The following is a 26,227-nucleotide window of genomic DNA, read 5'->3' as shown; positions in this document are numbered from 1 at the left end:
GCAACCCGAATGGTGCGGGCAGCACGCCGGCCCGGACGTCGGAGGGCGTCCGGGCCGGCGTGGTGGGGCGGGGTCAGGCGGTGAGGATGCCCGGGTCGGAGAGGGACGGGGCGCCGGTCTCGACGTGGCCGGCGAGGCGGCGGACGAAGTCGGTGGTCTGGTCGGAGGTGATGGTGAGGTCGTACCAGCGGCGGCAGGTGGAGAGGTCGGCGGTGAGGGTGACGGTGGCGCCGCGGGCGACCGTGACGGTGCGCGGGGTGCCCGCGTAGGCGTTGGTGACGGTGAGGACCGCGGTGGTGCCGGCCGGGTTGGTGAAGGTCAGGTCCAGGTTGCCGGTCGCGGCGTTGTGGCGGGCGGTGACCTCCGGCCCCGCGGTCTTGCCCGGGTTGCGGAAGCGGCGCAGGAAGCCGTTCGGCCCGAACACCGTGAGGTCGGTGACGCCCTTGGAGTACGTGGTGTTCCAGGTGTCGGCGACGGACTTGCCCGCCTCGGCGGTGTACGTCCACGGGCCGTCGGTGCGGTTCGCCGAGGTGATCAGGAACTGGGCGCCCGCCGCCGGCCCGCCGCTGCAGGTCAGGGTGTACTTGCCGCTCGCCACGTCGGCCGAACCGTCCACGTACGGCGCGTACTTGAGCGGGCGGGTCGGCTTCGCCCCGGCCTCCTGGCGCGGCAGGGTGCCGGTCGCGGGCGGGGTCGGCACATAGTCGGGGTGCCGGTTGCCGTCGGCCGGCCTGTACGCCGCGGTGGACGGCAGCACAGCCGGGGCGGCGTTCGAGGCGGTGAAGTCGAAGGCCGAGGTGAGGTCGCCGCAAATGGCCCGCCGCCAGGGCGAGATGTGCGGTTCGGCGACACCGAAGCGCTGCTCCATGAAGCGGAGGATCGAGGTGTGGTCGAAGGTCTCCGAGCAGGTGTAGCCGCCGGTGCTCCACGGCGACACCACGATCATCGGCACCCGCTGCCCGAGGCCGTACGGGCCGGCCGCGTAACTCGCGTTGCCCGCGAAGGAGTCGGCGACGGTGGCGACGGTGGACAGGCCCTGGCTCGCGGAGGACGGCGGGAACGGCGGCACCACGTGGTCGAAGAAGCCGTCGTTCTCGTCGTAGGTGATGAACAGCGCGGTGCGGGCCCACACGTCCGGGTTGGAGGTGAGCGCGTCCAGCACCTGCGAGACGTACCAAGCGCCGTAGTTGGCGGGCCAGTTGGGGTGCTCGGTGTACGCCTCGGGGGCGACGATCCAGGAGATCTGCGGCAGCGTCCCGCCCTGCACGTCGGCCCGGAGCCGGTCGAACAGGCCCTCGCCGGCCTTCGCGTTCGTCCCGGTGCGGGCCTTCTCGTAGAGTGCCGAACCGGGCTGCGCGTTGCGGTAGTTGTTGAAGTACAGCAGTGAGTTGTCGCCGTAGTTGCCGCGGTAGGCGTCGCTGATCCAGCCCCAGGAGCCGGCCGCGTTCAGGCCGTCGCCGACGTCCTGGTAGATCTTCCAGGAGACGCCGGCCGACTCCAGGCGCTCCGGGTAGGTGGTCCAGGAGTAGCCCGCCTCCTGGTTGCCGAGCACCGGCCCGCCGCCGGTCCCGTCGTTGCCGGTGTACCCCGTCCACATGTAGTAGCGGTTCGGGTCGGTGGAGCCGATGAACGAGCAGTGGTAGGCGTCGCAGAGGGTGAACGCGTCGGCGAGCGCGTAGTGGAACGGGATGTCCTGCCGGGTCAGGTACGCCATCGTGGTCGCCGTCTTGGCGGGCACCCACTGGTCGTACTTGCCGTTGTTGAACGCCTTGTGGCTGCCGGCCCAGTCGTGGTTGAGGTCCTGCACGAACTGCATGCCGAGGTCGTTCACCTGCGGTCGGAACGGCAGGATCTCCTTCTTCACGCTGTTCGTCTGGTACCAGACCGGCTTTCCGCTGGGCAGCGTCACCGGGCGCGGGTCGCCGAAGCCGCGGACGCCCTTCATCGAGCCGAAGTAGTGGTCGAAGGACCGGTTCTCCTGCATCAGCACCACGATGTGCTGGACGTCCTGGATGGTGCCCGTGGTGCCCTGCGGGGCGATCGAGGCGGCCCGCGCGATGCTGGGCGCCAGGGCGGAGAACGCCACGCTCGCGCCGGCCAGTTGAAGGAAACGACGCCGGTTCAGATCAGCCATGGGTGAGTCGCCTCTGCGGGGTGAGGGGTGGGTGGGCGGTGCCCCTCAGGACAGCGTGCGCGGGGTACCGCCGGGCGGACCGCTCGTGACCGAGCGGCGTACGTCGAGCGAATGCCTTGAGTTGTTCGGACAAGTGTGAACAGCTCGCCCCCATCTTGTACAGACAGCATGATTCGGTCACGCCCCTTGTCGGGGAAGGGGGTTGACGGCTGTGGGGCTGTGGGGCTGTGGGGCTGTGCGGCGGCGGCCCGGCTTCCCGGCTGTGGGGCGGTCCGGCGGTCCGGCGTTACTGTCCGTCGGCCTCCGCGAGGGCCTCGGCGGTGATCCGTTCGAACTGGGCCCCCATCGCCTCGGCCAGGGCGTGTGCGCCGGACAGCGGGCGGACCATGACGGTGAACTCGTCGATCAGCCCGTCCTCGTTCACGTGCAGGAAGTCGCAGCCGTGCACCTCGCGTCCGCCGACCGTCGCCCGGAACACCAGCGCGTGGTCGGCCTCCGCCGGCCCGCCGATCTCCCGCTCGTACCGGAAGTCCTCGCACACCCGCAGCACCGCGCGCAGGATCGCGGCGGTGATCGGCTTGCCCGGGTACGGCTTGAACGCCACCGGGCTGTTGAACACCACGTCGTCGGCGAGCAGGGCGATCAGGGCCTGCTCGTCCCGGGCCTCGACCGCCTGGCGGAACGGGTGCATGGCGGAGCTCCTTTGATAGTCACTTTGTTGAGTAGGTCTACCGGCGAGTATCGGGCGGTTCCTGCTCGGTTGTCCAGGGGTGTGGGGCAGCGCGGCGATTGCTCCTGTTGTTGAGCAGCGGTGCTAGCCTGGGCCGCATGGCACTGCGGAACGCGCTGATGGCCGCCCTGCTGGAGGGTGAGGCCTCCGGGTACGACCTCGCCAAGGGCTTCCACGCCTCGGTGGCGAACTTCTGGGCGGCGACGCCGCAGCAGCTGTACCGCGAACTCGACCGGCTGGCGGCCGACGGACTGGTCGGCGCCCGCACCGTCCGACAGGAGAAGCGCCCCGACAAGCGCCTGTTCTCGCTCACCGAGGCCGGCCGCGCCGCCGTCCGCGCCTACACCGCCGAACCCCCGGCCCGCCCCAGCACCATCCGCGACGAACTGCTGGTCAAGGTGCAGAGCGTGGACGCCGGGGACGCCGCCGCCGTCCGCGCCGCGATCATCGAGCGGATGGAGTGGTCGCGCGGCAAGCTCGCCCGCTACGAGCGCCTGCGGCACCGACTGCTGGACGGCCGCACCGAGGAGCAGCACCTCAACGAGGCCGAACGCGTCGGCCCCTACCTCACGTTGCTGCGCGGCATGGAGTTCGAACGCGAGAACCTGCGCTGGGGCGAGTTCACCCTCGGCGTCCTGGACCGGCGGGCGGCGCTGCGCTCCTGAGTGCGGCCGGTGGCGGTATTCGCTGAGTTGAGTATGTGGTGGCGCCCACTGCGGCGCGGCCCGGGCTGGTCTCAGGCTTCCGGGCTCCGGGTGCTGCGGCTACGGCTGGGGCGGGCGCGGCGGTCGGTCACCGTGGTCCGCACCAGTTCGGCGATCTCCTCGGCGGGCTGGTGCTCCCAGAAGCGCAGGACCGTCCAGCCGGTGGTGGTGAGGTGCTCGGTGGTCTCGTGGTCGCGGGCGACGTTGCGGTCCAGTTTGGTGCGCCACCACTCGGCGTTGGACTTCGGGCTGGTGGCGTGCTCCGGGCAGCCGTGCCAGAAACAGCCGTCGAGGAACACCGCGACCTGCGGCCCCGGGAACAGGATGTCGACCGTGCGGCGCGGCATCCCCGGGACGCGGGCGTTCACCCGGTAGCGCAGCCCGGCGGCGTACAGCAGGCGGCGGACCGCGAGTTCCTGGGCGGTGTCCCGCGAGGACTGGCGGCTCATCCGGGCGGCGACGGACGGCGAGGACGCGGTGGGCGGCATACCGCCAGTATCGGCCGGCCCGCCGACAGCCGGGCGGGGCCGGTGGGGCGCGGGGGAGTGGGGCGCGGGATGCTGTTCAGGCCGCGGTGAACGGGTGGACGGAGCTGGTGGCCGCGGTCGCCGCCGTGTGGGCGGTGACCAGGCGGCGCAGTGCGCGCTCGGTGGCCGGGTCGGCCGGGGTGAGGGTGTACAGCAGGTGCGGACCGGCGCCGAGGATGTCGTAGTGCAGGTGCAGGACGCCGGCCTCGGCGTGGCGGACACGCTTGCGCCCGGACGACCGGTCGAGGACCGTGTGGTCGCTCCACCACCGGTCGAACTCTCCGCTTCGGTAACGGAGTTCGCCGATCAGGGCGGCGAGCCGGGCATCGTCGGGGTGGCGTCCGGCGGCGGCCCGGAGGTGGCCGACGGTCTCGCGGGCGACCTGCTCCCAGTCGAGTTGGGCGGTCCGGGCGGCCGGGTCGAGGAAGATCATCCGGGCCAGGTTGCCGGTGCCCCCGCTCCCCGGGCCCGCGTCGGGTGTCGGGGTGTCGGCGGTGCGGAACGAGGGGCCGAACAGGGCTCGGGCGGCCGCGTTGTGGGCGAGCACGTCGAGCCGGTGGTCCGTGAGGTAGGCAGGCAGCAGCGGGATGCCGTCCAGCAGGCGGCGCAGCGAGTCGCGGGGCTCGGCGGCGGGGTCCGCGGGCGCGGCCGGGCTCTCCCGGCGGGCGATCAGGTGCAGGTGGCGGCGCTCGTCCGAGGTGAGGCGCAGCGCCTCGGCGAGCGCGTCCAGGACGGCCGTGCCGGGCGTGCCGACCCGTCCCTGCTCCAGCCGGACGTACCATTCGACGCTCACGGCGGCGAGTTGGGCGACCTCCTGGCGGCGCAGCCCCGGGGTGCGGCGCCGCGGGCCGCGCGGCAGGCCGACCTGTTCGGGCTGCAAGCGGGTGCGTCTGGCCCGGAGGAAGGCGGCCAACTCGGCCTGCGGCAGCGGCCGTCCGGCCGTTTCTCCGGCGGCCGCTTTTCCTGCGGTCGGGGCGCCGGCGGCCCGGGCGTCGACGGTCGGGGCACCGGCAGCTGGGGTGCCGGCGGTCGGTTCCCCGGTGGTCGCGTGCCTGGCAGCGGTGTCTCCGGTGGTCATGCCTTCGATGATCGCCGCGGGGCGGTCGGGGCGTCCAGAGCCGATCCTGGTACGCCGGACACCACCATCGACACGGCCTCCCCGAGTGCCTTGCGGTGGAACAGAGTTGGGGCAGTTGCCCGGTTCCGCTCCGGGTCCGATCCGATGAGGCCGCCCCATGTCAGCTCCGTCTCGCCGTCCGTTTCGTCGCCCGTCCCGTCGTCCGTTCCGTGCTGCCGCCGTGCTGCTGTCCGCCGCCACCGCCGTGCCGCTGGTCCTGTTCGGTGCGGCCGACTCGAACGCCCAAGTAGGGAGGAAAGCGGTCGAGTTCGGGTACTCGACGGTGCGGTCGGGGATACCCGCAGGGCTGCCCCGGTTCGCCGTCAGCAGTCCCGACCTGGTGAACGGGGGCTTCCCGAAGGCGAATTGGGCAGACTCCTTCGGCTGCGACGGCGGCAACCGGCCGCTGCGGCTGGAGTGGCACGGCGCCCCCGCCGCGACCCGGAGCTACGCCGTCACCATGTTCGACGTGGACGCCCCGACCGGTTCGGGTTTCTGGCACTGGCTGAACTGGGACCTGCCCGCCACCGCCGACCGGCTGGACGGGGAGTTGCCGCCCGGCGCGGTGGCGGGGGCCGACGACGCCGGTGTGCAGGGCTACTTGGGCCCCTGCCCGCCGGTCGGCGACCGCCCGCACCGCTACCGGATCACCGTCTACGCGCTGGACATCCCCTCCCTGGCGCTGCCCGCCGCGACGCCGCCGGCCGTCACCGCGTTCGGCATGGGCGGGCACATCGTGGGCTGGGCGCAGGTCACGGCGGTGGCCGCGCGCTGACCCGATCTCTTGGGCGGGGGAAGGAGCCGGGGGACGGTGCTGGCTCAGCTCGCCGGGGTCAGGCGCAGGCCGCCGTCGCTCTCCAGGACGGTGCCGGTGAGGTTGCGGTTGGTGGCGGCCAGCACGACGGCCTCCGCGACGTCCTCCGGGGTGGCGACCCGGCGGACCGGCAACTGCCGGGCGGCATGGGCGAAGTAGGCGTCCCGGGCCTCCTTCGGCATGCCGTCCCACCACGGGGTGTCGACCACGCCGGGGGAGACCGCGTTGATCCGGCGCGGGGCGAGCTCCACCGCGAGGGGTCGGATCATCGCCTCCAACGCCCCGTTCACGGCGGCGAGTCCGGCCGTTCCGGGCATCGCCGAGCGTGCCGAGGTCGCGGTGATCAGGGTGATCGACCCGTCCTCGCGCAGGTGCGGCAGCGCGGCCTGGACGGTCGCCAACTGCCCCCAGAACTTGCCTTCGAAAGCCTCCCGCAGGGCGGAGAGGTCCAGTTCGGCGAACGCCCCGGCCCCGTTGCCGCCGCTCAGCGCGACCACCAGCCAGTCCAAGGCGCCGACGGATTCCAGGAGTTGGGCCAGCTGCTGCCGGTCGGCCCCGTCCGCGCAGTGCCCGATCAGCTCCGGATCGCTGCCCGCCAGCGCCGCCAGGCGTTCCTCGCTGCGCCCCACCACGTGCACCACCGCCCCGCGGTCGCGGAGTTGGCGCGCGGTGGCGAGTCCGATCCCCGACGTTCCGCCGACCACCAGTGCGATGCGTTCGGTCATGGCTGTTCCCCCTGTCTGTCGTTGCCCGGCGTCCCTCGGTGGCATGTCGAGGGGCGGTCCGGTGCGGTGTGATGCGTCGCTTTGCCGGGCGTCGCGGTTCGGCTATTTCGAACCGTGACGTCTCGTCTCGAATTAAGGTAGCGTGGCGGTCGTGATCGAGCAAGCGACCCCCGGCCCGCCGGGCACATCCGATGGTTCGTCAACTCCCGTTCAGGGCAAGCCGGGTCGACGGCGCAGCGAGGAGAGCCGGCAGGCGATCCTGGCCGCCGCGTACGAGCTGCTCGCCGAGACCGGCTACGCGCGGCTCACCGTCGAGGGCATCGCTGCCCGGGCCGGGACCGGCAAGCAGACCGTGTACCGCTGGTGGCCCGGCAAGGCGGACGTCCTGCTGGAGGCCGTCACCGTGCACGCCCGGCAGCACATCCCGCTGCCCGACACCGGCGACCACGCCGCCGACCTGCGTGCCTTCCTCGGTGCGACGTTCGCCGCGGCCACCGCCCCCACCGTGGAGGCGCTGCGCGCGCTGATGGCCGAGGCCCAGATCGACCCCGCGTTCGGCGAACGGTTCCGGGCGACCCTGCTCACACCGCGCCGCGAAGCGCTCGGCGCCCTGGTCTCCCGCGCCCACGCGGCCGGCGCGCTCGCCGCCCACCTCACCCCCGACGACGCCGTCGACCTCGCGTTCGGGGCGCTCTGGTACCGGCTGCTCGCCACCCGCGAACCGCTCGACGAGCGGCTCGCGGCGCTGCTCACCCGGACGCTGCTGCGCTGAAGTCCGGGCGGGCAGCGCCGGGCCGAGGTGGCACGGAGTGGGCGGGACCCCGCCGACTGGTTCGTCGAACGGGTGGACGAGCATGGCGGGGTGCCTGCCGAAACGCCCTTCCGACCGCCCGGATCCTCCGACCCCGCCCCGGCGGCGTCCGCCCCGCCTGCGTCCGCCGCGCCGGTTTCCGCGCCGGTTCCAGAGTCGCCTCCCGGGCCGGCGTCCGCCCCGGCTCCCGCGGCGTCCGGGCTGCGGCGGCTGACCCGTGGCGCGTTCGCCGACCTGACGCCGCTGCGGGAGAGCCCCGAGTACCGGCGGCTCTGGTTCGGGCAGTCGGTCTCCGCGATCGGCCAGCAGATGACCGCGCTCGCCGTCACCGTCCAAGTCTTCTCGCTGACCCGCTCCGCGTTCCTCACCGGCCTGGTCGGGATCTGCTCGCTGGTGCCGCTGGTCGTCTTCGGCCTGTACGGCGGCGTGATCGCCGACCGCGTCGACCGCCGCGTCCTCGGCCTGATCGGCTCCGGCGGCCTCGCCCTCACCTCCGCGCTGCTCGCGGCCCAGGCCCTGCTGCACCTCGACTCGGTCGTCCTGCTCTACGCGGCCGTCGCGCTCCAGGGCGGCTTCTTCGCCGTCAGCTCGCCCGCCCGGTCCTCGATGATCCCCCGCCTCGTCCCGCCCGGGCAGCTGCCCGCCGCCAACGCCCTGAACACCATCGGCATGAACCTCGGCCAGACCCTCGGCCCGATGCTCGGCGGCGTCGCCATCGCCGCGTACGGCTTCCAATCCGCTTACCTGGTCGACACCTTCGCCTTCACCGCCACCCTCTACGCGATGTGGCGGCTCCCCGCGATGCGGCCGCAGAGCACCTCCGGCAAGCGCGCCACCGTCCTCGACGGCCTGCGCTTCCTGCGCGAGCAGCCCAACCTGCGGACCTCCTTCCTCGCCGACCTCGCCGCCATGATCTTCGGCCTCCCGCGCGCCCTCTTCCCCGCGATCGTCGTCCCCTTCTACGGCGGCGACGCCGGCACCGTCGGGCTGCTGGTGGCCGCCCCCGCGATCGGCGCCCTGGCCGGCGGCCTCTTCTCCGGCTGGACCGGGCGCATCCACCGGCACGGCGTGGCGGTCCTGGTCTCCGTCGCGGCGTGGGGCCTGGCCATCGCGGCGTTCGGGCTGGTCCGCAACCTGCCGCTCGGCCTGCTGCTGCTCGCGGCGGCCGGGTGCGCCGACACCGTCTCGATGATCTTCCGCAACACGATGATGCAGGTCGCCGCCCCCGACGAGATGCGCGGCCGCCTCCAGGGGATCTTCATCGTCGTGGTGGCCGGCGGGCCCCGCCTCGGCGACTTCGAGTCCGGCACCGTCTCCGCCCTCACCACCCCCACCGTCTCCATCCTCACCGGCGGCCTCGCCTGCGTCGCCGCCGTCCTCCTCCTCGCCGCCCGGCGCCCCGCCTTCCTCCGCTACGACGCCCGCCATCCCACCCCCTGACCGCCCGCCCGCCACACCCCCGAAACCTGGCAGCGAGCACCCCCCGACGTGCTGTATTGTTTTCCACGTCGCCGAGAGATCGGGGGCAAGGTCAGAAAGCCGAGGAGCCCGCGAGGGCCACCGGGCGGACGACCACGGGACGTGGCGCAGCTTGGTAGCGCACTTGACTGGGGGTCAAGGGGTCGCAGGTTCAAATCCTGTCGTCCCGACTGTGAAGTCGGTTGTGGGAGCCGGTGCTTGGGAAACCAGGTGCCGGCTCTTGCTGTTGCCGTGTCAGGTGGTGGTCGCATGGTGGTGGCCGGACCACATGGGCCAGTCGTCGGTGGGGTCGTCGAGGCGCGGGGTGCAGTTGGCCGACCGCCGCCGGTGGGGGCGCGGGTGTTGTTGGGCGACGCGGCAGACGGGTGCGCCGGATTCTTCGCGGTCGGCCTTGTCGAGGAGCCAGGCGATGTCGTCGACGCCCGTGCGGGCGGCGCGGGGGACGCCGGCTTTGTCGCAGAGCAGGTGGAAGTGGTCGAGGACGTTCTTGGGGTGCAGGGGGCGGCCGTGGCGGTGGAAGACGTAGCCGGTGGGTCGGTGGCGCGGGTGAAGCGCAGGAAGCGGACGGTCTGGGCTTCGGTCCACAGGTGTCGGGGTGCGGAGGCGGGGCGTGGCAGGAGTGGGGGTTTGGCGGCGTTGCGGGTCGGGCGGTCGTTGTTGACGGTGCTCGAGAGGGCGCTGGAGAGGGTGGCCGTGATGCGGTGGACGGTCACTCTCCTGCGGCCGGAGTGGAGTTCGCGGTTGACGTAGGCGCGCAGGTGCTGGCGGTTGAGATCGTCGAGGGGGATGTCGCCGAGGGAGGGGGTCAGATCCTTCTCGACGTGGTCGCGGTAGCGGACCATGGTGGTGGCTTTGAGGTAGAGGGCCTTGTCATCGAGCCACTGGTGCAGGTGGTCGGCGGTCTTCTGTCGCGGGTCGGCGATGAATCCCAGGGCGAGGGCCTGGTTGAACTGGCGTAGGGCGATGCGTGCTTCGATCTCGTCGGGGAAGCCGGAGCGGCGCAGGGTGCGGCGGCGGCCGGCGGGGGAGGGGACGTCGACGGCGAACGCTCAGCTGCCATGGCCCGGATCGGCCAGGTGGGGGCAGTGGGTGCCGAGCTGGCGGCGGTCGGCGTCGCGGCAGCCGCAGCGCCGGTGGACACGGTCGCGGTCAGGAACAGGGCTGGGGGTGCGCATGGTGATCGCCTCGGAAAGGGCCGGGTGCGCGAGGGTCTCCCTCCCAGTGTGCTTTCGCGAAGCGGCCATTGTGCGACCACCAGGTCAGGGGAACAGGCCCTGATCTGCGGTTCTCCCTCGGCCAGTGGCAAAGGGAGAACCGCAGGCGGCATTGCTCGGGGCGAAGCTCGCGCTGTTGGGCCGGGTTGCTGCTCAGATGAAGCGACCGTGGTGCGTGACGCGATGCCCGTGCCCGCTTGGCTGGAGGGCAGGGGCGGCCAGCCGGAGAGCTACTGCCACCGGCAGCTGGTCGACGCGGTGCGCTACCTGGTCGCGGGCGGCATCGCCTGGCGGGCGACGCCTGCGGACTTCCCCGCCCGGGACCGTGGCTACGCGTTTTGCCGGCGCCGGCGGGACAAGGGTCTGGTCGCCGAGTTCCACGACCGGCTGCGGGGACCGGGTCCGCGAGGCCGCCGGCCGGGATCCGGAGCCGACTGCGGGCGTCATCGACGCGCAGTCGGTGAAGGCGGCCGCGTCGGTGCCGGCGGCGACGCGAGGGTTCGACGGCGGGAAGAAGGCGAACGGTCGCAAGCGGCACATCGTGGTGGACACCCTCGGGCTGCTACTGACCGTGCTGGTCGCCGCAGCCTCCGTCACCGACTGCGACGCGGGCCGGACGCTACTGTCCCGGATCCGCGCACGGCACTGGCGCACCACGCTGGTGTGGGCCGACGGCGGCTGCACCGGTCGCCTGGTCGATCTCGCCCGCGATGCTCTGCGGATCGCGCTGACCGTGGTCAAACGCAGCGATGACACGACGGGCTTCGTCGTGCTGCCGAAGCGGTGGTCGGTGGGGCGGACGTTCGCGTGGCTGATGCGCTCACGTCGCCTCGCCCGTGACTACGAGGGCCGAACCGGCACCTCGGAAGCGATCGTCCGCTGGTCGATGAGCACGGTCATGAGCCGCCGGCTCGCCCGGCGACCCTGCTGATTCCACCGTGTTCCACCGTGGTCAAGTTCAGGGCAGGGGTTCGTAGAACGGGCGGTCGGGCGCGAGGTTGCGCGAACACACCGTCACGTCCTCACCCCTGAGATACGCCAGCAACCACTCACTGAACGTCATCTCATGGAGAGTCCAGGCCGGACTGTCGAACTCCTGCACCAGGACGCGCCAGGGCGACGACGGTTCATCCGGAACACGAAGGAATACCCATTCTCCCGTCGTGGCCGTCGCCACTGGCATCAACTCCCCGGGGCCCGCTCCCGCCGGACCTGGTAGGAACTCCGTCATGTCCTCCTCCCGCCAGAACTCGAGGTCCTCCCTGATGTTCCTTCCCAGACTGTGCAGAAGATGGCTCGCAGGGTGCTTCAGGTACAGCTGCCCGTTGATCCCGATCGAGCCGTAGGCGTTCACGATCTCGCGGAAGTCCGCGGGGAATGCGATGCCGAACTCCCGCTCCAATTCGGCCCATGGCGCCGGATCCGACCAGTTGAACCGGGGCTCGCCCAACAGGGCTTCGACCTCCGAAAGCGTTGCCACCACCAAGCCCCTTCCACCCAAACCGGGCGTCCCGGCCCGAAACTCCCGCCCCCGGTAGCCTACGAGCTGCCCGCCCGTTCGGCGGCCAGGCTGGACACCCCCGGGCATTCCTCCGCCGGCCGGCCCCGCGCGACCAGGCGCTTCGCCTTCGACCGCACGCCTTCGACCTTCGCGGGAACCGCGTCCAGCCCGAGCGCCACCGCCAACTGCCGACAGCCCAGCGCCTCCCCGCCCGATCCGCTTCCACCGGCCAGGACATCCACGAGCCGACGGTAGTCCGGCGCGAGTACACCGACATCGAGGCCGTCTCTCCGCACCGGCACGACCGAACCAGGCACAGCAGCAGCGGTCCGCAGCGGCCTCTCGCCCACCACCACGACCGGCGGCAACTCATCGCCCCCGCGCTCCTCGGCCAGCACCAGCCCGACCGTCTCCCGGACGATCACGAACCGCTCCCCCCACGAGCTCCGCCTCGCGCAGCTCGGCCTGAAGAGCTTCCACCCGCTGCCGAGCGGCACGCTCTCGCTCCTCCAACAGCCCCACCACGGACAGCACCCCGACACCTCCACCGCAGAGACGAAACGGCACTTCGTCTTCTCTGCCACCGGCGCCCCGGTCCTGTCCCTGACCAGTGGGAACACAGCCGCCACTCTCGGAAGGACAACGGCTGCTGACCCCAGGTCAGGCGATTTGACCTGACCGAACGGTGGGCGGGGCTGCCGGGTCCAGATGCATAGAATCTCGTGCACCGGCGATCAGGCGGCCCCGTCCGTCCATTTCTCCCCGGGGCATCAAACGGGACATCAAAGGTGTCCCGGGCATATCGGAGGAACTGCGATGCCCCGCGAAATCACTGAGATCGTCGACGGCGAGACGCTGCTGACCGCCATGCTGGAAGTCGTCCCCGAGTGCGCGGGCCCGGTGTCGAAGCTGTCGCTGGAGTTCGACAACGACGGCCGCACCGAGCGATTCGTCGACCCGTACGCGGTGCTGCGGGAGGCCTTCGCCTGCCCGCTCTACCTACCCGCGCTGCGCGCGGCCCAGCCGGACCCAGAGCTGCTCGCCAGATGCTTCGAGTTCATCGAGGCCGGTTTGCAGAGCCCGGTCCTGCTGGTCCACCAGGCGATGTACTTCGAGACCCTGGAGCCGCTGATGGACGGCTTCGACCTGCTGCGAGCCGCGATCCCGCGGATGGGCCCGACCGCCTACCACCGGACGGTGCGGATGCTGAAGGGCGTCAACGCCGACCTGGACCAGCTGGTCGACGTGTTGCGCCACGGCGAGGACCGCTGCGCTTGACCCTGAAGCTTCTATAGATCGTCAAGCTGTAGGAGACAGGCTTGGTGTCCCGCTGGCTGCGCTGATGAGGTGGTGGTAGACCTCGCGCGCGACGAAGCGCTTGAGGCACCTGAAGATGTCCTTCGTCTTGAGTCCTTCGAGGGTACGTCGTGCCACGTAGTCGCGAGTGCGGGGGTCATGCCGCATGCGGACCAGCACGATCGTGTGCAGCGCACGGTTCGCCCGGCGGTCTCCGCCGCGGTTGAGCCGGTGACGGTCAGTGCGTCCGGAAGAGGCCGGGACGGGTGCGGCGGCGCACAGGTGGGCGAAGGAAGCCTCGGATGCGAGCCTGTCCGGGTTGTCGCCGGCGGTGACCAGCAGCTGCCCGGCGGTCTCGGTCCCGACGCCCGTCAGCGCGAGAAGGCCGGGCGCGGCGCGGGTGATCAGCACGCGCAGGTCGGCATCCGCGTCTGCTATCTCCTCGCTCAAGTGCCGGTAACGCCTGGCCAGGCGCTTGAGTGCCACCCTGATGGCCGTGGCCGGGGCAGCCAGATCGGTGCCTGGACGGCTGGCGGCCAGCCGCCGGACCAGCTCGGTTGTGGTCAGTAAGCGCAGTGCTTCGCGAACCTCAGCAGGCGCAGTGATGATCAGTGATTTCATCTGGTTGACGGTCTGGGTGCGGGCTTTGACGGCGCTGGCGCGTACGACACGCAGCCCGCGGATTGCCTCGACCGCGCCGTCGCGGTGCTTCGGCGTGCCGGTGGCGCGGCCGGCGAGCACCGCAGTGGCGGCGGCGTAGGCGTCGATGGAGTCCGACTTCCCTGCCGCTCGGCGAGCTCGACGGTCGGGTCGGTCCACCTCGATGACGGCGATCTGGTTGGCGCGGAGGTAGCGGCCGAGTTCGGCGCCGAAGGAGCCGGTGCCCTCCATGCCCACGACCAGCACTCGGCCGTGGGACTGCAGCCATTCCAGCAAGTCTCGGTAGCCCGCAGGCGTAGTGGGGAAGGCCTCGGTGGCCAGGTGCCGGCCGATGGTGTCGATGACGGCGGCCTGGTGGACGTCGGTGTGGGTGTCGATCCCGCCGATCACCTCGATGGGTTGTGACATGGTGGCCGGGTTCCTTCCGTGCGCGGCGGGTGGGCTCGCGCGCACCGGCCGGCGGACGGACACGACTGTGACGGGACCACGTTGGTCAAGCTTCTATGAGGTCACGATCACCAGCCGGTACACGCGGTGGCACCGCTCGGAAGGTCGACGATTCAGAGTGAGGACAGCCGAAGCGTCAATCGGGGATCGGGTCAGACCCTCGAGCGGTGCCGCCCAATACTCACAGTCGGGGATCTTGGTCGCCATCCTCTCAACTGACGGCTCGCCAGGGACGTAGGCGTGGGATGCCCCGCTGATCGAGGTGGTCCTGGAAGGCTGTCGGCGGTCGTGGGGGCGCGCTTTCGTCGGGGGCCTGCTTGCTGAGGCGTTCGATGGTGACGGCGATGGCGGTGCGTGAGCCTTTTCGGCGGTGCAGCTCAAGGGTGAGGACTGCTTTGGCTGCTGACGTCAGCCGGTTCGGGCCGCAGCGTGCGTGCCGGAAAATCCTCCGGCGCTTCACGGTGACCACGCCGCGCTCGACGGGGCGGCGGAGTCGGGCGTGGGCCCGGTTCGGCGACCGCTGCCCGTCCGTGCTGGTCCCGGAGCCGGAGGCGATCCGGGCGAGGGTGTCGTGTTTGCGCAGAAGCACCAGCGCGGCCAGGGCTCTTGGGGACGGCGGGAGTCTGCACCGTCGGTCGCCCTCGCGGGTGACGATGGGCATGGTGACCCACTCGACGGGTGCGTGCGGCAGGTCCGGTGCGGCAGGACAGGTGACCAACGAGGCTTCCTGGCTGGTTGCTTGAGACTTCGGACATCTCGCTCAACCGTCCGGGAGCCTCGTTCGTTCTGCCCTCACCCCCATCGCCCGACCGTCACCCGATCGGTGCCCGGCCTGAAAAGGCTCAGTGGGACGAGCCACCTGCGAGCACCCCTGAACGATCTTGCTGGGGATCGGCGCCCCCGGGTGGACCTGAAGGAGTCGCCCGCCGGGGACCGGCCGCCCACGCGAACCACATTTCGACGCAGGCCCCCAGCGGGCTGGAACCTGCCTTCGACCACCATCCGGGTTCACCGGTGCTGCTGCGCACCCCGGTGGAGCCTGACCCGGCCCGAGGCCGAGGTGGGGCCCTCCTCCCGCGAGGCGTGGAACTGCGGCAACAGGGCCTCCCGGAGCGCTCTTTGGCGTGGGTGTGGGCGGGTGCGGTTCAGAGTTCGCCGCGGCCGTCGAGGCAGCGTGACAGCCAGTCCGCGGCGTTGGCGAAGTCCAGGTCGGAGGTGCCCTGCCGGACGGGGGATGCGGGGCCCTTGTCGGCCCGGGGGTAGGAGCCGAGGAATCGCACCTGCGGGCAGATCCGCTTGAGGCCCGTCAGGGCCTCGCCGACCCGGCGCTCGCTCAGGTGTCCCTCGCAGTCGATCAGGAAGCAGTAGCTGCCCATGCCGCCGCCGGTGGGCCGGGACTCGATCCGCATCAGGTTGATGCCGCGCACCGCGAACTCCTGCAGCAGTTCCAGCAGCGCGCCCGGGTGGTCGTCCGGCAGCCACACCACCATCGAGGTCTTGTCCCAGCCGGTGGCGGAGGAGACCCGGCCCGGTCGGCCGGCCAGCACGAACCGGGTGGTCGGCGCCGCCGCGTCGTGGATCTCGTCGGACAGCACCTCCAGCCCGTACAGCTCGGCGGCGAACGCGCCCGCCACCGCCGCGTCGTAGCGGCCGTCCTGCACCAGCCGGGCGCCCTCCGCGTTGGACGCCGCCGACTGCCACTGCGCGTCGGGCAGGTTGGTGGCCAGCCAGTGCCGCACCTGCGGCTGTGCGACGGGGTGCCCCGTCACGGTCTTCACGTCGGACAGCGCGGTGCCGGGGCGGACCAGCACGGCGAAGGAGATCGGCAGCAGCACCTCGCGGTAGATCATCAGCGGGCTGCCGTTGATCAGCTCGTCGCTGGTGGTGGTGACCGCGCCGTCCACCGAGTTCTCGATCGCCACCATCGCGCCCGCGGCCTCGCCGGCCCGCACCGCGTCCAGCGCCGCCGACACCGAGGCCACCGGCGACAGCTCCCGGGTCGCCGCCTCCGGCAGGGAGTACAGCGCCGTCTCCGTGAAGGTGCCCGCGGGCCCGAGATAGTAGGTGTAACGGGTCGCCGACATGACCGCCTCCGAACTCGCCTGCAACGTTCCTCGCTGCCCGATTCCGCTCCCGGGGGACTCCTGGGGGAGTAGCGGGGGGAGACCCGCCGCGACCGCGCCCGGCGTGACGCCCCCCGCTCCTCATGCCGGATCCGGCAGCAGGGCTTCCACCGCCGTGCGGGAGACGGCGGACAGGCCCTGGTAGGCGTCCGGTGCGACGATCCGGTCCGGCAGGGGCCCGGCCAGGGACGGGTGCCCGGTACCGCCCAGGACGGCCCAGAGCTGGCTGCCGAGGGACGGCATCAGGGGCCAGGCCAGGACGGACGCGACGGCCAGCCACTGGGGGTGCCGACCGGGTGGCAGGCCGTCCTCCGCCCGGGTGATCCAGTCGTCCAGTACGGCGAGGGCCGCGCGCGGACTGGTGGTGGGCGGACGCAGGGCGTCGGCCGTCGCGGTGAGGGCGGCGAGGGACTCCCGGGCGAAGGACTCGGACCCCGCTGCCCCGTCGGGCCCCGCCCCCGCGTCCCGGGCCCCGTCGGGTCCGGTCCCGTCGCGCAGCGCGCGGCGGACGGCCCGGTCCCAGCGGCCGGCCAGGACGCGGGAGGTCCAGTCGGCGAATCCGGCGGTGCGGAAGTCGCTCTCGCCGGCCGCGTCGGAGAGCGAGGCGAGGTAGCCGCGCAGCGGGTCCACGGGGAAGCCCGCGTCCAGGTAGTCGTGCGCCCAGATGACGTGGCCCCGGCTGGTGGAGAACTTGCTGCCGTTCAGGAGCAGGAAGCGGTTCATCACGTGGTGCTGGTGCGGCTGCCAGTCGGTGTCGTCGTCCATGAAGGCGAGGACGAACATCCAGGGCAGGGTCGCGTCGTAGCCGCCGGTGGCGATGGTGACCACGTCGGTGTCGCGGGCGAACGCGTCGCGTCCGGCCGGGTCGGCGTCGCGGTACAGGTCGCGCAGCACGCTGAACGCGGCGTACGTGCCGGTGCCGTAGCTGAGGTGGACGTCGCCGGCCGCGCCCCCGCGCCACGGCACGCCCCAGCCCAGCGGGTGGTTGAGGCGGATGCGGCGCCCGTTGCGGGCCACGTAGGCCTCCAGCAGTTCCGCGTACCCCGGCGGGAAGCGGCGGGCGGCCTCCTCGCCGGAGAACCAGCGCGGGTCGCCGGGGAGGAAGGCGCTGCGTACCGCGCGCGGCTCCACCGCCCGGTCCTCGGGCAGGACGGGGCCGGCGTCGATCAGGTCGGCGGGGCTGAACCACAGCCCGCAGCCCTCGCAGGAGCTGCCGGCGGCCCCGTTGCCGCAGGCCGGGCAGCGGCCCCGGACGAAGGCGCCGACCAGGCCCTGCCCGGTGGCGGACGAGTGGAGCAGTTTCTCGGTCTCCAGGACGAGGCGCCCGCGCCGCTCCAGGTCCTCGACGGTGGCGTGGCTGCGCCTGTGGTAGAGCTCGCGGTAGGGGGCGCGGTGCATGTCGGGCCACGCGTCCTGGGGCATGCCGAGCCCGGTGAGGGCGGCGAGCGCCGAGTCGTGGTACCTGCCGGCGACGGCCTCCGGGGAGAGCCCGCTGCGGCGCGCGGTCATCAGGATGTACGACTCGTGCGAGTCGGTGGCCGAGATCCGGGCCACCGGGTGGCCGAGGGTCTCCAGGTGGCGGGCGACGACGTCCGCGGAGAGGAAGGGACCGCCGATGTGGCCGAGGTGGAGCGGGCCGTTGGGCGTGTGGTAGGCGGCGGTGACGAGGTGCGGGCGGGCGGGGCCCCGCCGCACCTGTTCGAGCAGGCGCACGGACCGGGGTTCCTTCATGGGACGACGACGGGGCGGACGAGGGACTGCAGGGTGTCCAGGGCGGCGCCGACCTCGGCGGGGGTGCCGGCCCGGACCAGGGCGGCGCCGAGCGCGTACTCCATGTAGTGCTCGGGCGGGACGCGGACGGTCGCACCCGGCTTGGCGTCCACGACGAGGTGTTCCAGGCCGGGGACGGCGGTGGCCTCGTCGAGCCCGTCGAAGCGCCGGAACGTCCCGGCCCGCGGGGCGAGGAACTTCTGCACCCCGGCGGCGAGCAGGGGGCCGTCGGCCGCGACCGGGGCCCGGCCGGTCGCCACCCGGAGGGTGTTCTCGTAGAAGGACCGACCGGTGGCCAGCGGCACGAGGTGGGAGGTGATGTGGTCGCCGCCGACCCGGGCGGCCACCTCGATCAGCCGGGCCCGTCCGCCGTCCCACTTGCACTCCAGGTGGAACACCCCGTCGGTGAGCCCGAGCGCGCGGACGACGTCCTCCGTCATGCGGGCGATCGCGGCGCGCGCGGTCTCGGGCAGCGCGGACGGGAAGACGTGGCGCGTCTCGGTGTGGAACGGGGCCAGGGTGGTCTTGTCGGTGATCCCGGCGAGGGTGACGCTCCCCTGGTGGACGTATCCCTCGACGCTGTGCTCGGAGCCGGTCAGGAACTCCTCCAGGATCAGTTCCCCGCTGCTCGCCGCGAAGATGGGGTGCACCTCGGGGCGGGTGTGGGCAACCAGCCGGTCGAAGGCGGGACGCAGGTCGGCGGGGCGGTGGATCTCGTGGATGCCGATGCTGCCGGCCGCCCCGGTGGGCTTGAGCACGGCGGGCGTGCCGACGTACTCGGCGGCGGGGTCCAGCTCCTCGGGGGTGGTGACCCGGGCGAAGCGGGGCAGGTACTGGGGGAACGCCGAGAGCGCGGCGCGCATCAGGTGCTTGTTGCGGAAGGCGGGCGCGGCATCGGGGGAGAGGCCGGGCAGGCCCAGGGCGCGGGCCAGTTCGGCGGTGCCCAGCACGTCGCGGTCGCTCCAGGTGACCACTCCGGTGACCCGGTGCCGGCCGGCGAGTTCACGGCCCGCCGCGACGAGCTGCGCGATGTCGTAGGTGGGGACCCGGATCTGCTCGGCCAGCAGCGAGGGCGCCACGTCCGCCTTCTGATCGGTGATCAGCAGCACCGTGAGGCCCAGGCGGTGGGCGGCGCGCAGCGCCGCGTGGTGTTCGAGCTGGTTGGGCCGCAGGTTGCACATGATGACGGCGTCGGTCACGGGGCGATCCTCTGCTGGTCGGCGGTGGAGGTGACGGAGGCGGTGGAGGTGACGGAGGCGGCCGGGGCGGGGCCGGTGGCGGCGGCGGGGGCCACCGCGAGGTGGATGCGCGCCGCGCCCCGCTCGGCTGCGGCGAGCGCCTCGGCGGGCGTCGCACCGGTGGCGACGACGTGGCCGAGACGGTCCCAACTGCTGTGCAGGCCCTGGACGGTGTGCCCGGGAACGGCGGTGACGACGACCTCCCGGACCCCCGGCAGGGAGCGCGCCTCCGGTACGCCCTCGACGGCGGTGATCGTGCCGGGGCCGGCGTGCAGGAAGCGGATGGCGGCGCAGCGCCGCGCGGCGGCCGGCAGCTCGGGGTCCTCACCGCGCAGCAGCCGGGCCAGCTGGTGGTGGAAGTCGTCGCCCCAGGCGAGGGCGAGCAGGTCCATGATGCTGTCGCCGGGACAGCGTCCCGCGCACTCGACCAGCACGGGGCCCCGCTCGGTGAGTATCCACTCGGCGCACAGGATGCCCGAGCCGATGCCCACGGCGTCGATGAGCGCCGCCATCCCGTCGCGCAGCGCCGAGTCGGTGGCGGGCGGCAGCGCGGCGGGCAGGACGTGGCCCAGCTCGACGGGGTGGGCGCCGTCGGCGGTCGTCTTGGCGGTGATGTTGAGGAAGATCAGCCGGCCGTCGCGGACGAGCGCCTCGGCGCTGATCTCCGGCCCGTCCAGGCGCTCCTCGGCGAGGTAGCGCCAGGCCATCGGCCGGTCCGCGATCTGGGCTCCCTCGTCGGCGCCGGTGGTGGCGCGCCACGCCGCCGCCACCTCTTCCGGCGGAGTGTCCGGCGGGAGGAAGCGGACCCCGAGGCTGGCCTGCCGGTTGGCCGGTTTCAGTACGGTCTCCCGGCGCGGTTCCCGGGCCAGGAAGGCGGCCAGGTCCTCGGCCGAGCGCAGTTCGCGGAAGACCGGCGCCGCCATCCCGGCGGCGACGGTCCTCTCCCGCAGCAGGATCTTGTCGCGGAGCGTGCGGGCGGCTGCGGTGCCCAGGCCCCGGAGCCCGAGGGCCTCGGCGGCCGCGGCGGCGGCCTCGACGGCGTACTCCAGTCCGGGCAGCACACCGGTCACCCCGTGCGCGCGGTCGATCCGGAGCACCTCCTCGACCGCCTCGTCGGACTGCTGGTAGGCGGCGAGCCGGACTTCGGTGAGGCACTGGAAGGAGCCCTCCATCGCCGCGATGGGCTTCTTCACGTAGACGCCGGGGTCCTCCACGACCGTGAGGGAACGCGGTGGCAGGAGCTGCTCCAGGGAGCGGATGAAGGCCGGGAAGAAGCCGACCATCACGAGTTGGGGCACGACCGGCGGAGTCACGAGGCCACCTTCGGGGCGGGAACGGGAGACAGGGGGCGGACCGTGCCCCAGACGGCGAGCGCGCCGAGCAGCGCCGCGGCGACCGGGCCGACGGTGAGGAACCAGGTGCCGCGGCCGAAGTACGCGCCGAGGGCGAGGTAGCCGGCGGCGCCCGCGAAGGAGCCGAGGGACTCGCCCGCCGCCGTGACGACCTGGCGTGCGTTGAAGGACTCGTACGCGGACTCGGCGGCCAGGTCGGCGAAGGCGGTGTCCACCAGCGGGACGTAGACGGTCTCGCCGAGCGAGAAGACCGCGATGCCCGCGAAGATCAGCCACGGCACCCCGGCGGCCACCGCCATCAGCGGGAACGCGAGGGCGAGCAGCAGGCAGCCGTGGCGCAGCAGCACCAGTGGCGAGGTCCCGGCCGCGAGCCGCCGCGCCACCAGGGCCGAGACCGGGGCCTGGAGCAGGATCACCGCGAGCGCGTTCGCCGTGAAGTACGCGGCGACCGCCCGGTGCTCCACGGTGTCGGCCAGGAAGAGCGGCAGCGCGGAGAACAGCTGTGCGTAGACGAACCAGCCGAGCACGTTGACGGCGGCCAGCCGCCGGGCGTACGGCGAGCGGAGCATGCCCCGCACGACGGAGAGCCGGCGGCGCAGGGTGCTCGCCCCGCCGGGCGCGGCGGGCACCGCCGGCATCAGCAGCCGGGTCGTCGCCGCCGCGAGCAGGTAGCAGCCGCTCACCGCGAGCCACAGCCGTTCGTCGCTGCCGGCCCAGACGAGGAACGTCCCCGCCACCGGGCCGAGCGACGCGCCGACGTTCACGGCGAGGTTGACCGCGCCGAACAGCCGGTGCCGGGCCTCGCTCCCGGGTACCGCCTGGGCGACGTAGGCGCGCACGGTCAGCCCGTTGACGCTGATGCCGCAGCCGGCCGCGAGCAGCAGTCCGAGCAGGACGGGGAACGGCGGCCGCAGCGCGAGGGCGGCGAAGGCCCCGGCGGCGAGGAGCAGACCACCCACCATGGCGCCCCGCGCGGGGAAGCGTTCCAGTCGGCCGCTGACCAGTACCGAGGCCGCGCGGGACGCGATGGTGAAGCACAGCAGCGCGGCCCCCGCCCCGGCGGCCCCGGCCCCCCGCTCCAGCAGGAGCGGCAGCACGGGCAGCAGGGAGAAGTACCCGAGGTGGGTGAGGAGGTAGGCCGTGGTGAGGGCCAGGGTACGGCGCATGGGACTCGGACTCCGGCGCTCGCGGGGACGGGGTGCGGGGGTGGGGGGAATCAGCCGGCCGGGCTGACGGTGAGCCGCACGGTGTTGCGGCCCTTGCCCTTGACGCTGACGGCGAGCGGACCGGTCTCCCCGGTGGAGCGGACATGAGTGCCGCCGCACGGGATCGGCCGGTGACCCGCGATGGCCCACTCCCAGTTCCGGCCCTCCTCGTCGGTGGCATACCGCTCGATGGGCAGATCGGCGGCGACCAGCTCGGCGAGCCGGGCGGTGAGCGCGGCCGGGTCGGGCCGTTCGGGCGCCTCCCAGGAGACGTCGAGCCGGGCCTTGTCGAGGCCGATCTCGCCGCCGCGGTCCTGCTGTTCCGGGCCGTATTCGGCGGTCAGGGCGATCCACAGCAGGTGCTGGGCGCTGTGCAGCCGCATCAGCGGGTAGCGGCGCTCCCAGTCCACCCGGCCGGTGAGCCGGTCACCGACGGCGGGCGGGGGGCCGCTCCACTCCATGCGGTGCACGACGCCCAGCCCGTCGGGGGACTTGACCGTGTCGAGCACCCGGTGGCCGCCGAGCAGCCCCTGGTCACCGGGCTGGCCACCGCCCCGGGCGTAGAAGGCGGTCGCGTCGAGCTCCAGGGTCTCCTCGTCGACCCGGACCACGGTGGCCTCGAAGTCGCGGAGGTACGGGTCCTCGCGGTGGAGCAGGTGGGTGGGCACGTGTCGTTCTTCCTTCGGATCGGAGCGTGTCGGAGCGGGGACGGAGGCCGGGTCAGGACCAGAGGACGAGCTTGTTCTCCGTGGTGACACCGCAGAAGAACGCCAGCGAGAGGCGCCGCCCGGTGGCGTTCGGGTTGATGGCGTGGTAGTTGCGCGAGTCGAACCAGACCGAGTCGCCGGTCGTCGGCTTCACCAGGACGCGCGGCTCGTTGGCGGCGACCTTCTCGGACCATCCGTAGCCGATCCGCTCCTGGTCGTCGCTGGGCTTCCACCGGCGGCGGTAGACGACCAGCTCGCCCCCCTCCTCGGGCACGCTGATGTAGCAGTTGAAGCCGAACTGGGCGACCAACTCCTGGTCGATGACGCCGGGGAACTCCCGCATCAGCTCGTCGAAGTGCATCCGTGCGCCGCCGGTCAGCTCGCGGACCATGCCGACGAAGAGTTCCCGGCCGCCGACGGTCGCGGGCTCGACCGGGCCCTGCCAGATCCGGCGCAGTTCGTCGACCAGGGTCTCCAGCGGGTCGTCCTCGCCCACGATCCGCTTCCAGGTGGAGCGGGACTGCTCGGCGTGCTCCCAATACTCGGCGCGGATCGTGTCGTCCAGGTAGTAGTCGAAGACGGCCGGCCCGAACTTGGTCACCGGCGGGAAGATCCGGCGCTCGTCGTAGGTGTCGAACTCGGCGCCGTCCAGCGCGTTCATCAGCGCGGCGCAGCGATCGGCCGACAGGTGGTGGGGGATGCGGACGGCGGCCAGCGTCCCGGCCGCCAGCCGCACCAGGTCGGAGCGGTCCGGCGCCTCCCGCACCAGTACGTCGAAGAGCGGGTCGATGTGCTGGATGACCTCCGTGTTCTCCGCAACGAGGGTGGCGTCGTGAAGTGCGGTGTTCATGAGTGGTCCTCTCGGTTCTGTACGGGGGCGGAACGGACGGAAGGCGCGGTCGCCGCGCCGGGCGGCGGGACGACCCGCGTCGCCAGGCGTGCGGCCAGGCGACGGGCCAGGTCGAGGGCGGAGCGGGCGTCCTCGGCGGACGTGACGAGGACGCCGCGCCGGGCCGCGGAGTCGGTGAGCGGCGGGACGGTGTCGCCGGGGGAGAGCTGCGGGTCGGCGTGCAGCACACCGGGCAGGTCGGCAAGACGGTCCCAGCCGTGCAGGGCCGCCACCGTGCCGGGCGGCGGGGTCGGGAAGAGGACGGCCGCGCCCCGCCCGGGGGCGGCGGCGGGCGGAACCAGGTCCGGGACGGGCAGGCCGAGCAGGTCGCGCAGGACGGCGTCGGAGACGTCCGCGTCCAGGACGTGTTCGAGCATCAGGTGGATCCAGTCGCCGCCGAAGCGGGTGTGCACCTCGCCGAGCACCGGGCCGTCCGGGGTCCACCAGGCTTCGACGTGGAAGACGCCGTGGCGCAGCCCGAGCGCGGTCACCGCGGCCGCCGCCCCCTCGGCGAGCCCTCGGCGGACCTCGGGGTCCACCGGCGCAGGCAGGGCGTGGGCCAGTTCGACGAAGAGCGGCGGCGGGGTGACGTGCTTGGCCGTGACGGCCAGTACCACCGGCCGGCCCGCGGCCAGCACGCCCTCGACGCTGAACTCGGGCCCGTGGACGTACTCCTCGACGAGGAACGGTCCGGTGCCCGGCAGGGCGGTGACGGCGTCGTCGAGCGCTCCGGGCGTCCGCGCCAGCGCGACGCCGATGCTGCCCATCGCGTCGCGCGGCTTGACGATCCACGGGCCCGCCACCTCGTCCGCGAACTCCCGTGCCTGCGCCGCGTCGTGGCACAGCCGCACGGCGGGCTGCCGGAAGCCGGCTGCGGACAGGGCGGCCCGGCAGCGGTCCTTGCGGCGCACCGTGGCGACGACCTCCGGGGGGTTCCCGGGCAGGCCGAGGGCGGCGGCCACGGCGGCGGCCCCCTCCTGGGCGTACTCGCGGGAGCTGAAGACCGCGCGGACGTTCCCGGCGGCGCCGGAACGCGCCCACCGCGCGCACGTCCCGGGCCGCTCGTGGTCGAGGGCGGAGACCCGGTCGGCGAGGGCGGTGATGTCGGGGGCGGCGGCGAGCGCCTCGGGCAGGTCGGTGAGGTGGACGGCGAGGCCGAGGGCGCGCGCGGCACGGATGGTGCGCCGAGTGGAGTCGGCCCCGTGGCCGCCGGCGGCGGCCCCGCCGACCAGCAGCAGGGCGGGGGCGTCCGCGGACTGCGGCGGGTGTGCGGTCATCGGGATGCTCCGGAGGGTGCGGGAGAGGGGCGGTCGGCGGGCCCGGGGACGGCGAGGCCGAGCAGCCGGACGGCCCGCTCGGCGAGCGCGGGTGCGAAGCGGACGCCCGAACCGGAGCCGCCGGTGATCCGGACGGGTCCACCCGGCCCGGCCGGCCGGTCGACGACGGGCAGCCGGCCCGGCGCGTACGCGTCGGGGAAGCACCGGCCGCCGGTGACCCGGCGGGCGAGCTCCGGGAGCCGGCGGGCCAGGGCCCGGACGCCCTCGGCCCGTTCGTCCCCGGGCAGTCCGGCGACCGGGTCCGCGCCGGCGGCGAGCGGGCTGCGGGCCTTGAAACTCACCAGCGGGATCCGGCCGGGGAGGACGAACAGGTCGTCGTCCAGGAACACCACCCCGGGCGTCCCGGGCCGGTCCGGCACCGCGCCGGGCGCGAGGTGGAGGGCGGCCACCAGCTTGGCGGCGGGAGCGGGCCGGGACGCCCGGGGCCCGGCGGCGAGGTCCGGGGCGGGCCACGGCCCGGTCGCGAGCAGGACGCGGCGGGCGCGCAGCACCGTCCCGGTGGCGGTTTCGGCGGCCCAGCCCTCGCCGTCGGGCCGCAGCCGGGTCACCGCGGTGCCGGTGAGCACCTCGGGCGCGGGCGCCCCGGGAAGCTTCCCGCCGAGCACGGCCGCGATCCAGCCGGCCACGTCGAACACCGTGCACCGGTCGCCCGCGTCCAGCACCCGCTCGTCCGGGCGCAGCCGCAGGTCGGGGTAGGCGGCGCGCAGTTCGGCCAGCCGGTCGGTGTCCGCGAGGGGCAGCGGGGCGCCGAGGAAGCGGCCCGCCACGGTGGCCACGTCGCGCCGGTCCGTCACGAAGAGCATCGGCGCGGGCCGCTGGAACGCGGCCGCCGGGGCCGCGGCGAGCAGCCGGCCGGCCTCGCCCATCAGTGCGCGGTGGGCGGCGTCGGGGGCGTACGGGACGACCAGGGCGGCGGAGTGCGCGCTGGCCCCGCCACCGGGTTCGCCCCGGTCGGCGAGGAGGATCCGGGCACCGGGCGCGTGCCGGGCGGCCGCCCAGGCCGCGGTGGCCCCGACGACGCCGCCGCCGACGACCAGCAGGTCGGCGCGGGGGGCGGTCATCGCGGCTCCCACCAGACGGCGAAGCCCACGAGCGGCCCGGGACCGAGACTGACCGCCCGGTGGCGCACCTCGGAGGGGATGAACACGCTCTGGCCGGCCCGGACCCGCAGGGTCTCGTCCCCCATGCGCAGCTCGGCCTCGCCGGCCGAGAGCAGCCACATCTCGTGCACGCGGTGGCTCTCGGCGGGCGTGCTCGCGCCCGGGGCGAGGCGCCACCAGTTCACCTTCACGGGCAGTTCGGGGCCGCCGGGGAAGCGGTCCGGCAGGACGAACTCCAGCAGGGTGGTGTCGTCGTCGTCGAGCTGCAGCTCGGCGCCGAGCACGCCCTGGCGGGGAAGGTGGGCGATGTCCTCTGCGGTACCTGCGCCGAGGACGTACGGCATGGG

General features: G+C 73.3%; 25 protein-coding genes, 1 tRNA gene and 3 pseudogenes. 8 read left to right on the top strand and 21 right to left on the bottom strand.

What is annotated here, in order from left to right:
* Nucleotides 1-73: 73 nt before the first annotated feature.
* Both ACIOHG_RS03315 and ACIOHG_RS03310 read right to left on the bottom strand, forming a co-directional pair.
* Nucleotides 74-2,134 carry a phosphocholine-specific phospholipase C gene (locus ACIOHG_RS03315; protein ID WP_400944711.1) on the bottom strand — a complete coding sequence of 687 codons (2,061 nt, stop codon included), beginning with the start codon at nucleotides 2,132-2,134 and terminating at the stop codon, nucleotides 74-76.
* 286 nt (nucleotides 2,135-2,420) lie between these two features.
* Nucleotides 2,421-2,825, bottom strand: a complete 405-nt coding sequence (locus ACIOHG_RS03310; protein ID WP_400944709.1) for a nuclear transport factor 2 family protein — start codon at nucleotides 2,823-2,825, stop codon at nucleotides 2,421-2,423.
* A 137-nt stretch (nucleotides 2,826-2,962) separates the two neighbouring features.
* On the opposite strand from ACIOHG_RS03310, the gene ACIOHG_RS03305 reads away from it, so the two are divergent.
* Nucleotides 2,963-3,529 (top strand): PadR family transcriptional regulator, encoded by a 567-nt coding sequence (locus tag ACIOHG_RS03305; protein ID WP_400944707.1) that lies wholly within the window; start codon nucleotides 2,963-2,965, stop codon nucleotides 3,527-3,529.
* 71 nt (nucleotides 3,530-3,600) lie between these two features.
* Here ACIOHG_RS03305 and ACIOHG_RS03300 read toward each other — a convergent pair whose 3' ends face one another.
* Nucleotides 3,601-4,056 carry a very short patch repair endonuclease gene (locus ACIOHG_RS03300; protein ID WP_400944705.1) on the bottom strand — a complete coding sequence of 152 codons (456 nt, stop codon included), beginning with the start codon at nucleotides 4,054-4,056 and terminating at the stop codon, nucleotides 3,601-3,603.
* Nucleotides 4,057-4,132: 76 nt separating this feature from the next.
* Nucleotides 4,133-5,173 carry a helix-turn-helix transcriptional regulator gene (locus ACIOHG_RS03295; protein WP_400944703.1) on the bottom strand — a complete coding sequence of 347 codons (1,041 nt, stop codon included), beginning with the start codon at nucleotides 5,171-5,173 and terminating at the stop codon, nucleotides 4,133-4,135.
* Between the two features lie 220 nt (nucleotides 5,174-5,393).
* Here ACIOHG_RS03295 and ACIOHG_RS03290 point away from each other — a divergent pair, with 220 nt between their 5' ends.
* A complete protein-coding gene (locus ACIOHG_RS03290; protein ID WP_400944702.1) occupies nucleotides 5,394-5,987 on the top strand; it encodes a YbhB/YbcL family Raf kinase inhibitor-like protein in 594 nt (197 codons plus the stop codon).
* 44 nt (nucleotides 5,988-6,031) lie between these two features.
* Here ACIOHG_RS03290 and ACIOHG_RS03285 read toward each other — a convergent pair whose 3' ends face one another.
* Nucleotides 6,032-6,751, bottom strand: a complete 720-nt coding sequence (locus ACIOHG_RS03285) for an SDR family oxidoreductase (RefSeq protein WP_400944700.1) — start codon at nucleotides 6,749-6,751, stop codon at nucleotides 6,032-6,034.
* A 151-nt stretch (nucleotides 6,752-6,902) separates the two neighbouring features.
* Between ACIOHG_RS03285 and ACIOHG_RS03280 the strand changes: the two genes are divergently transcribed.
* The 3 genes from ACIOHG_RS03280 to ACIOHG_RS03270 all read left to right on the top strand — a co-directional run bounded on the left by ACIOHG_RS03280 (nucleotide 6,903) and on the right by ACIOHG_RS03270 (nucleotide 9,211).
* Nucleotides 6,903-7,523 carry a TetR/AcrR family transcriptional regulator gene (locus ACIOHG_RS03280; protein ID WP_400944698.1) on the top strand — a complete coding sequence of 207 codons (621 nt, stop codon included), beginning with the start codon at nucleotides 6,903-6,905 and terminating at the stop codon, nucleotides 7,521-7,523.
* Between the two features lie 240 nt (nucleotides 7,524-7,763).
* Entirely contained in the window at nucleotides 7,764-9,002 is a 1,239-nt protein-coding gene (locus ACIOHG_RS03275; protein ID WP_400944849.1) for an MFS transporter, read from the top strand.
* A gap of 135 nt (nucleotides 9,003-9,137) precedes the next feature.
* Nucleotides 9,138-9,211 (top strand) — tRNA-Pro (locus ACIOHG_RS03270).
* Between the two features lie 64 nt (nucleotides 9,212-9,275).
* On the opposite strand, the gene ACIOHG_RS03265 is transcribed toward ACIOHG_RS03270, so the two are convergent.
* Both ACIOHG_RS03265 and ACIOHG_RS03260 read right to left on the bottom strand, forming a co-directional pair.
* Nucleotides 9,276-9,626, bottom strand: coding sequence for a hypothetical protein (locus tag ACIOHG_RS03265; protein ID WP_400944696.1), 351 nt, complete (start codon nucleotides 9,624-9,626; stop codon nucleotides 9,276-9,278).
* 212 nt (nucleotides 9,627-9,838) lie between these two features.
* Nucleotides 9,839-9,883 (bottom strand): annotated as a pseudogene (locus tag ACIOHG_RS03260) (hypothetical protein); the annotation flags it as partial.
* Between the two features lie 216 nt (nucleotides 9,884-10,099).
* Between ACIOHG_RS03260 and ACIOHG_RS03255 the strand changes: the two are divergent.
* Nucleotides 10,100-10,576, top strand: a pseudogene (locus tag ACIOHG_RS03255) (transposase); the annotation flags it as partial.
* Between the two features lie 139 nt (nucleotides 10,577-10,715).
* Entirely contained in the window at nucleotides 10,716-11,186 is a 471-nt protein-coding gene (locus ACIOHG_RS03250) for a transposase (RefSeq protein ID WP_400944694.1), read from the top strand.
* Nucleotides 11,187-11,213: 27 nt separating this feature from the next.
* Here the strand turns inward: ACIOHG_RS03250 and ACIOHG_RS03245 are convergent, their stop codons facing one another.
* Nucleotides 11,214-11,738: an SMI1/KNR4 family protein gene (locus tag ACIOHG_RS03245; RefSeq protein ID WP_400944847.1), complete on the bottom strand. Its 525-nt coding sequence runs from the start codon at nucleotides 11,736-11,738 to the stop codon at nucleotides 11,214-11,216.
* Between the two features lie 56 nt (nucleotides 11,739-11,794).
* Complete coding sequence (locus ACIOHG_RS03240; RefSeq protein WP_400944692.1) at nucleotides 11,795-12,181, bottom strand: hypothetical protein; 387 nt, start codon at nucleotides 12,179-12,181, stop codon at nucleotides 11,795-11,797.
* Between the two features lie 391 nt (nucleotides 12,182-12,572).
* Between ACIOHG_RS03240 and ACIOHG_RS03235 the strand changes: the two genes are divergently transcribed.
* Nucleotides 12,573-13,034: a hypothetical protein gene (locus ACIOHG_RS03235; RefSeq protein WP_400944690.1), complete on the top strand. Its 462-nt coding sequence runs from the start codon at nucleotides 12,573-12,575 to the stop codon at nucleotides 13,032-13,034.
* A gap of 21 nt (nucleotides 13,035-13,055) precedes the next feature.
* Here the strand turns inward: ACIOHG_RS03235 and ACIOHG_RS03230 are convergent, their stop codons facing one another.
* The 12 genes and pseudogenes from ACIOHG_RS03230 to ACIOHG_RS03175 all read right to left on the bottom strand — a co-directional run bounded on the left by ACIOHG_RS03230 (nucleotide 13,056) and on the right by ACIOHG_RS03175 (nucleotide 26,224).
* Nucleotides 13,056-14,120 carry an IS110 family transposase gene (locus ACIOHG_RS03230; protein WP_400944688.1) on the bottom strand — a complete coding sequence of 355 codons (1,065 nt, stop codon included), beginning with the start codon at nucleotides 14,118-14,120 and terminating at the stop codon, nucleotides 13,056-13,058.
* Between the two features lie 571 nt (nucleotides 14,121-14,691).
* A pseudogene (locus ACIOHG_RS03225) lies at nucleotides 14,692-14,877 on the bottom strand (IS5/IS1182 family transposase); the annotation flags it as partial.
* A gap of 427 nt (nucleotides 14,878-15,304) precedes the next feature.
* On the bottom strand, nucleotides 15,305-16,243 hold the full coding sequence (pheA, locus tag ACIOHG_RS03220) for a prephenate dehydratase (protein WP_400944686.1): 939 nt from the start codon (nucleotides 16,241-16,243) through the stop codon (nucleotides 15,305-15,307).
* 120 nt (nucleotides 16,244-16,363) lie between these two features.
* Complete coding sequence (locus ACIOHG_RS03215; protein ID WP_400944684.1) at nucleotides 16,364-17,995, bottom strand: class I tRNA ligase family protein; 1,632 nt, start codon at nucleotides 17,993-17,995, stop codon at nucleotides 16,364-16,366.
* 14 nt (nucleotides 17,996-18,009) lie between these two features.
* The gene (locus ACIOHG_RS03210; protein WP_400944682.1) at nucleotides 18,010-19,251 is read right to left on the bottom strand and encodes an ATP-grasp domain-containing protein; all 1,242 of its coding nucleotides are present in this window, start codon (nucleotides 19,249-19,251) and stop codon (nucleotides 18,010-18,012) included.
* Nucleotides 19,248-20,603, bottom strand: a complete 1,356-nt coding sequence (locus tag ACIOHG_RS03205) for an ATP-grasp domain-containing protein (protein ID WP_400944680.1) — start codon at nucleotides 20,601-20,603, stop codon at nucleotides 19,248-19,250. Before ACIOHG_RS03205 ends, ACIOHG_RS03210 begins: the two co-directional genes overlap by 4 nt.
* A complete protein-coding gene (locus ACIOHG_RS03200; protein ID WP_400944679.1) occupies nucleotides 20,600-21,808 on the bottom strand; it encodes an MFS transporter in 1,209 nt (402 codons plus the stop codon). Before ACIOHG_RS03200 ends, ACIOHG_RS03205 begins: the two co-directional genes overlap by 4 nt.
* 50 nt (nucleotides 21,809-21,858) lie before the next feature.
* Entirely contained in the window at nucleotides 21,859-22,515 is a 657-nt protein-coding gene (locus tag ACIOHG_RS03195; RefSeq protein ID WP_400944677.1) for an alanyl-tRNA editing protein, read from the bottom strand.
* Nucleotides 22,516-22,567: 52 nt separating this feature from the next.
* Nucleotides 22,568-23,404 (bottom strand): hypothetical protein, encoded by an 837-nt coding sequence (locus ACIOHG_RS03190; RefSeq protein WP_400944675.1) that lies wholly within the window; start codon nucleotides 23,402-23,404, stop codon nucleotides 22,568-22,570.
* The gene (locus tag ACIOHG_RS03185) at nucleotides 23,401-24,720 is read right to left on the bottom strand and encodes an ATP-grasp domain-containing protein (RefSeq protein WP_400944673.1); all 1,320 of its coding nucleotides are present in this window, start codon (nucleotides 24,718-24,720) and stop codon (nucleotides 23,401-23,403) included. The genes ACIOHG_RS03190 and ACIOHG_RS03185 overlap by 4 nt, the downstream gene beginning before the upstream one ends.
* Complete coding sequence (locus ACIOHG_RS03180; RefSeq protein WP_400944671.1) at nucleotides 24,717-25,841, bottom strand: FAD-dependent oxidoreductase; 1,125 nt, start codon at nucleotides 25,839-25,841, stop codon at nucleotides 24,717-24,719. Before ACIOHG_RS03180 ends, ACIOHG_RS03185 begins: the two co-directional genes overlap by 4 nt.
* Complete coding sequence (locus tag ACIOHG_RS03175; protein WP_400944669.1) at nucleotides 25,838-26,224, bottom strand: cupin domain-containing protein; 387 nt, start codon at nucleotides 26,222-26,224, stop codon at nucleotides 25,838-25,840. Before ACIOHG_RS03175 ends, ACIOHG_RS03180 begins: the two co-directional genes overlap by 4 nt.
* Nucleotides 26,225-26,227 lie beyond the last annotated feature (3 nt).

Origin of the sequence: Kitasatospora sp. NPDC088134, assembly GCF_044741705.1 — a bacterium.
Taxonomy (GTDB): Bacteria; Actinomycetota; Actinomycetes; order Streptomycetales; family Streptomycetaceae; genus Kitasatospora.
Note: the sequence above shows the minus strand (reverse complement) of the source record. Positions and strands in the feature narration are given on the sequence as shown.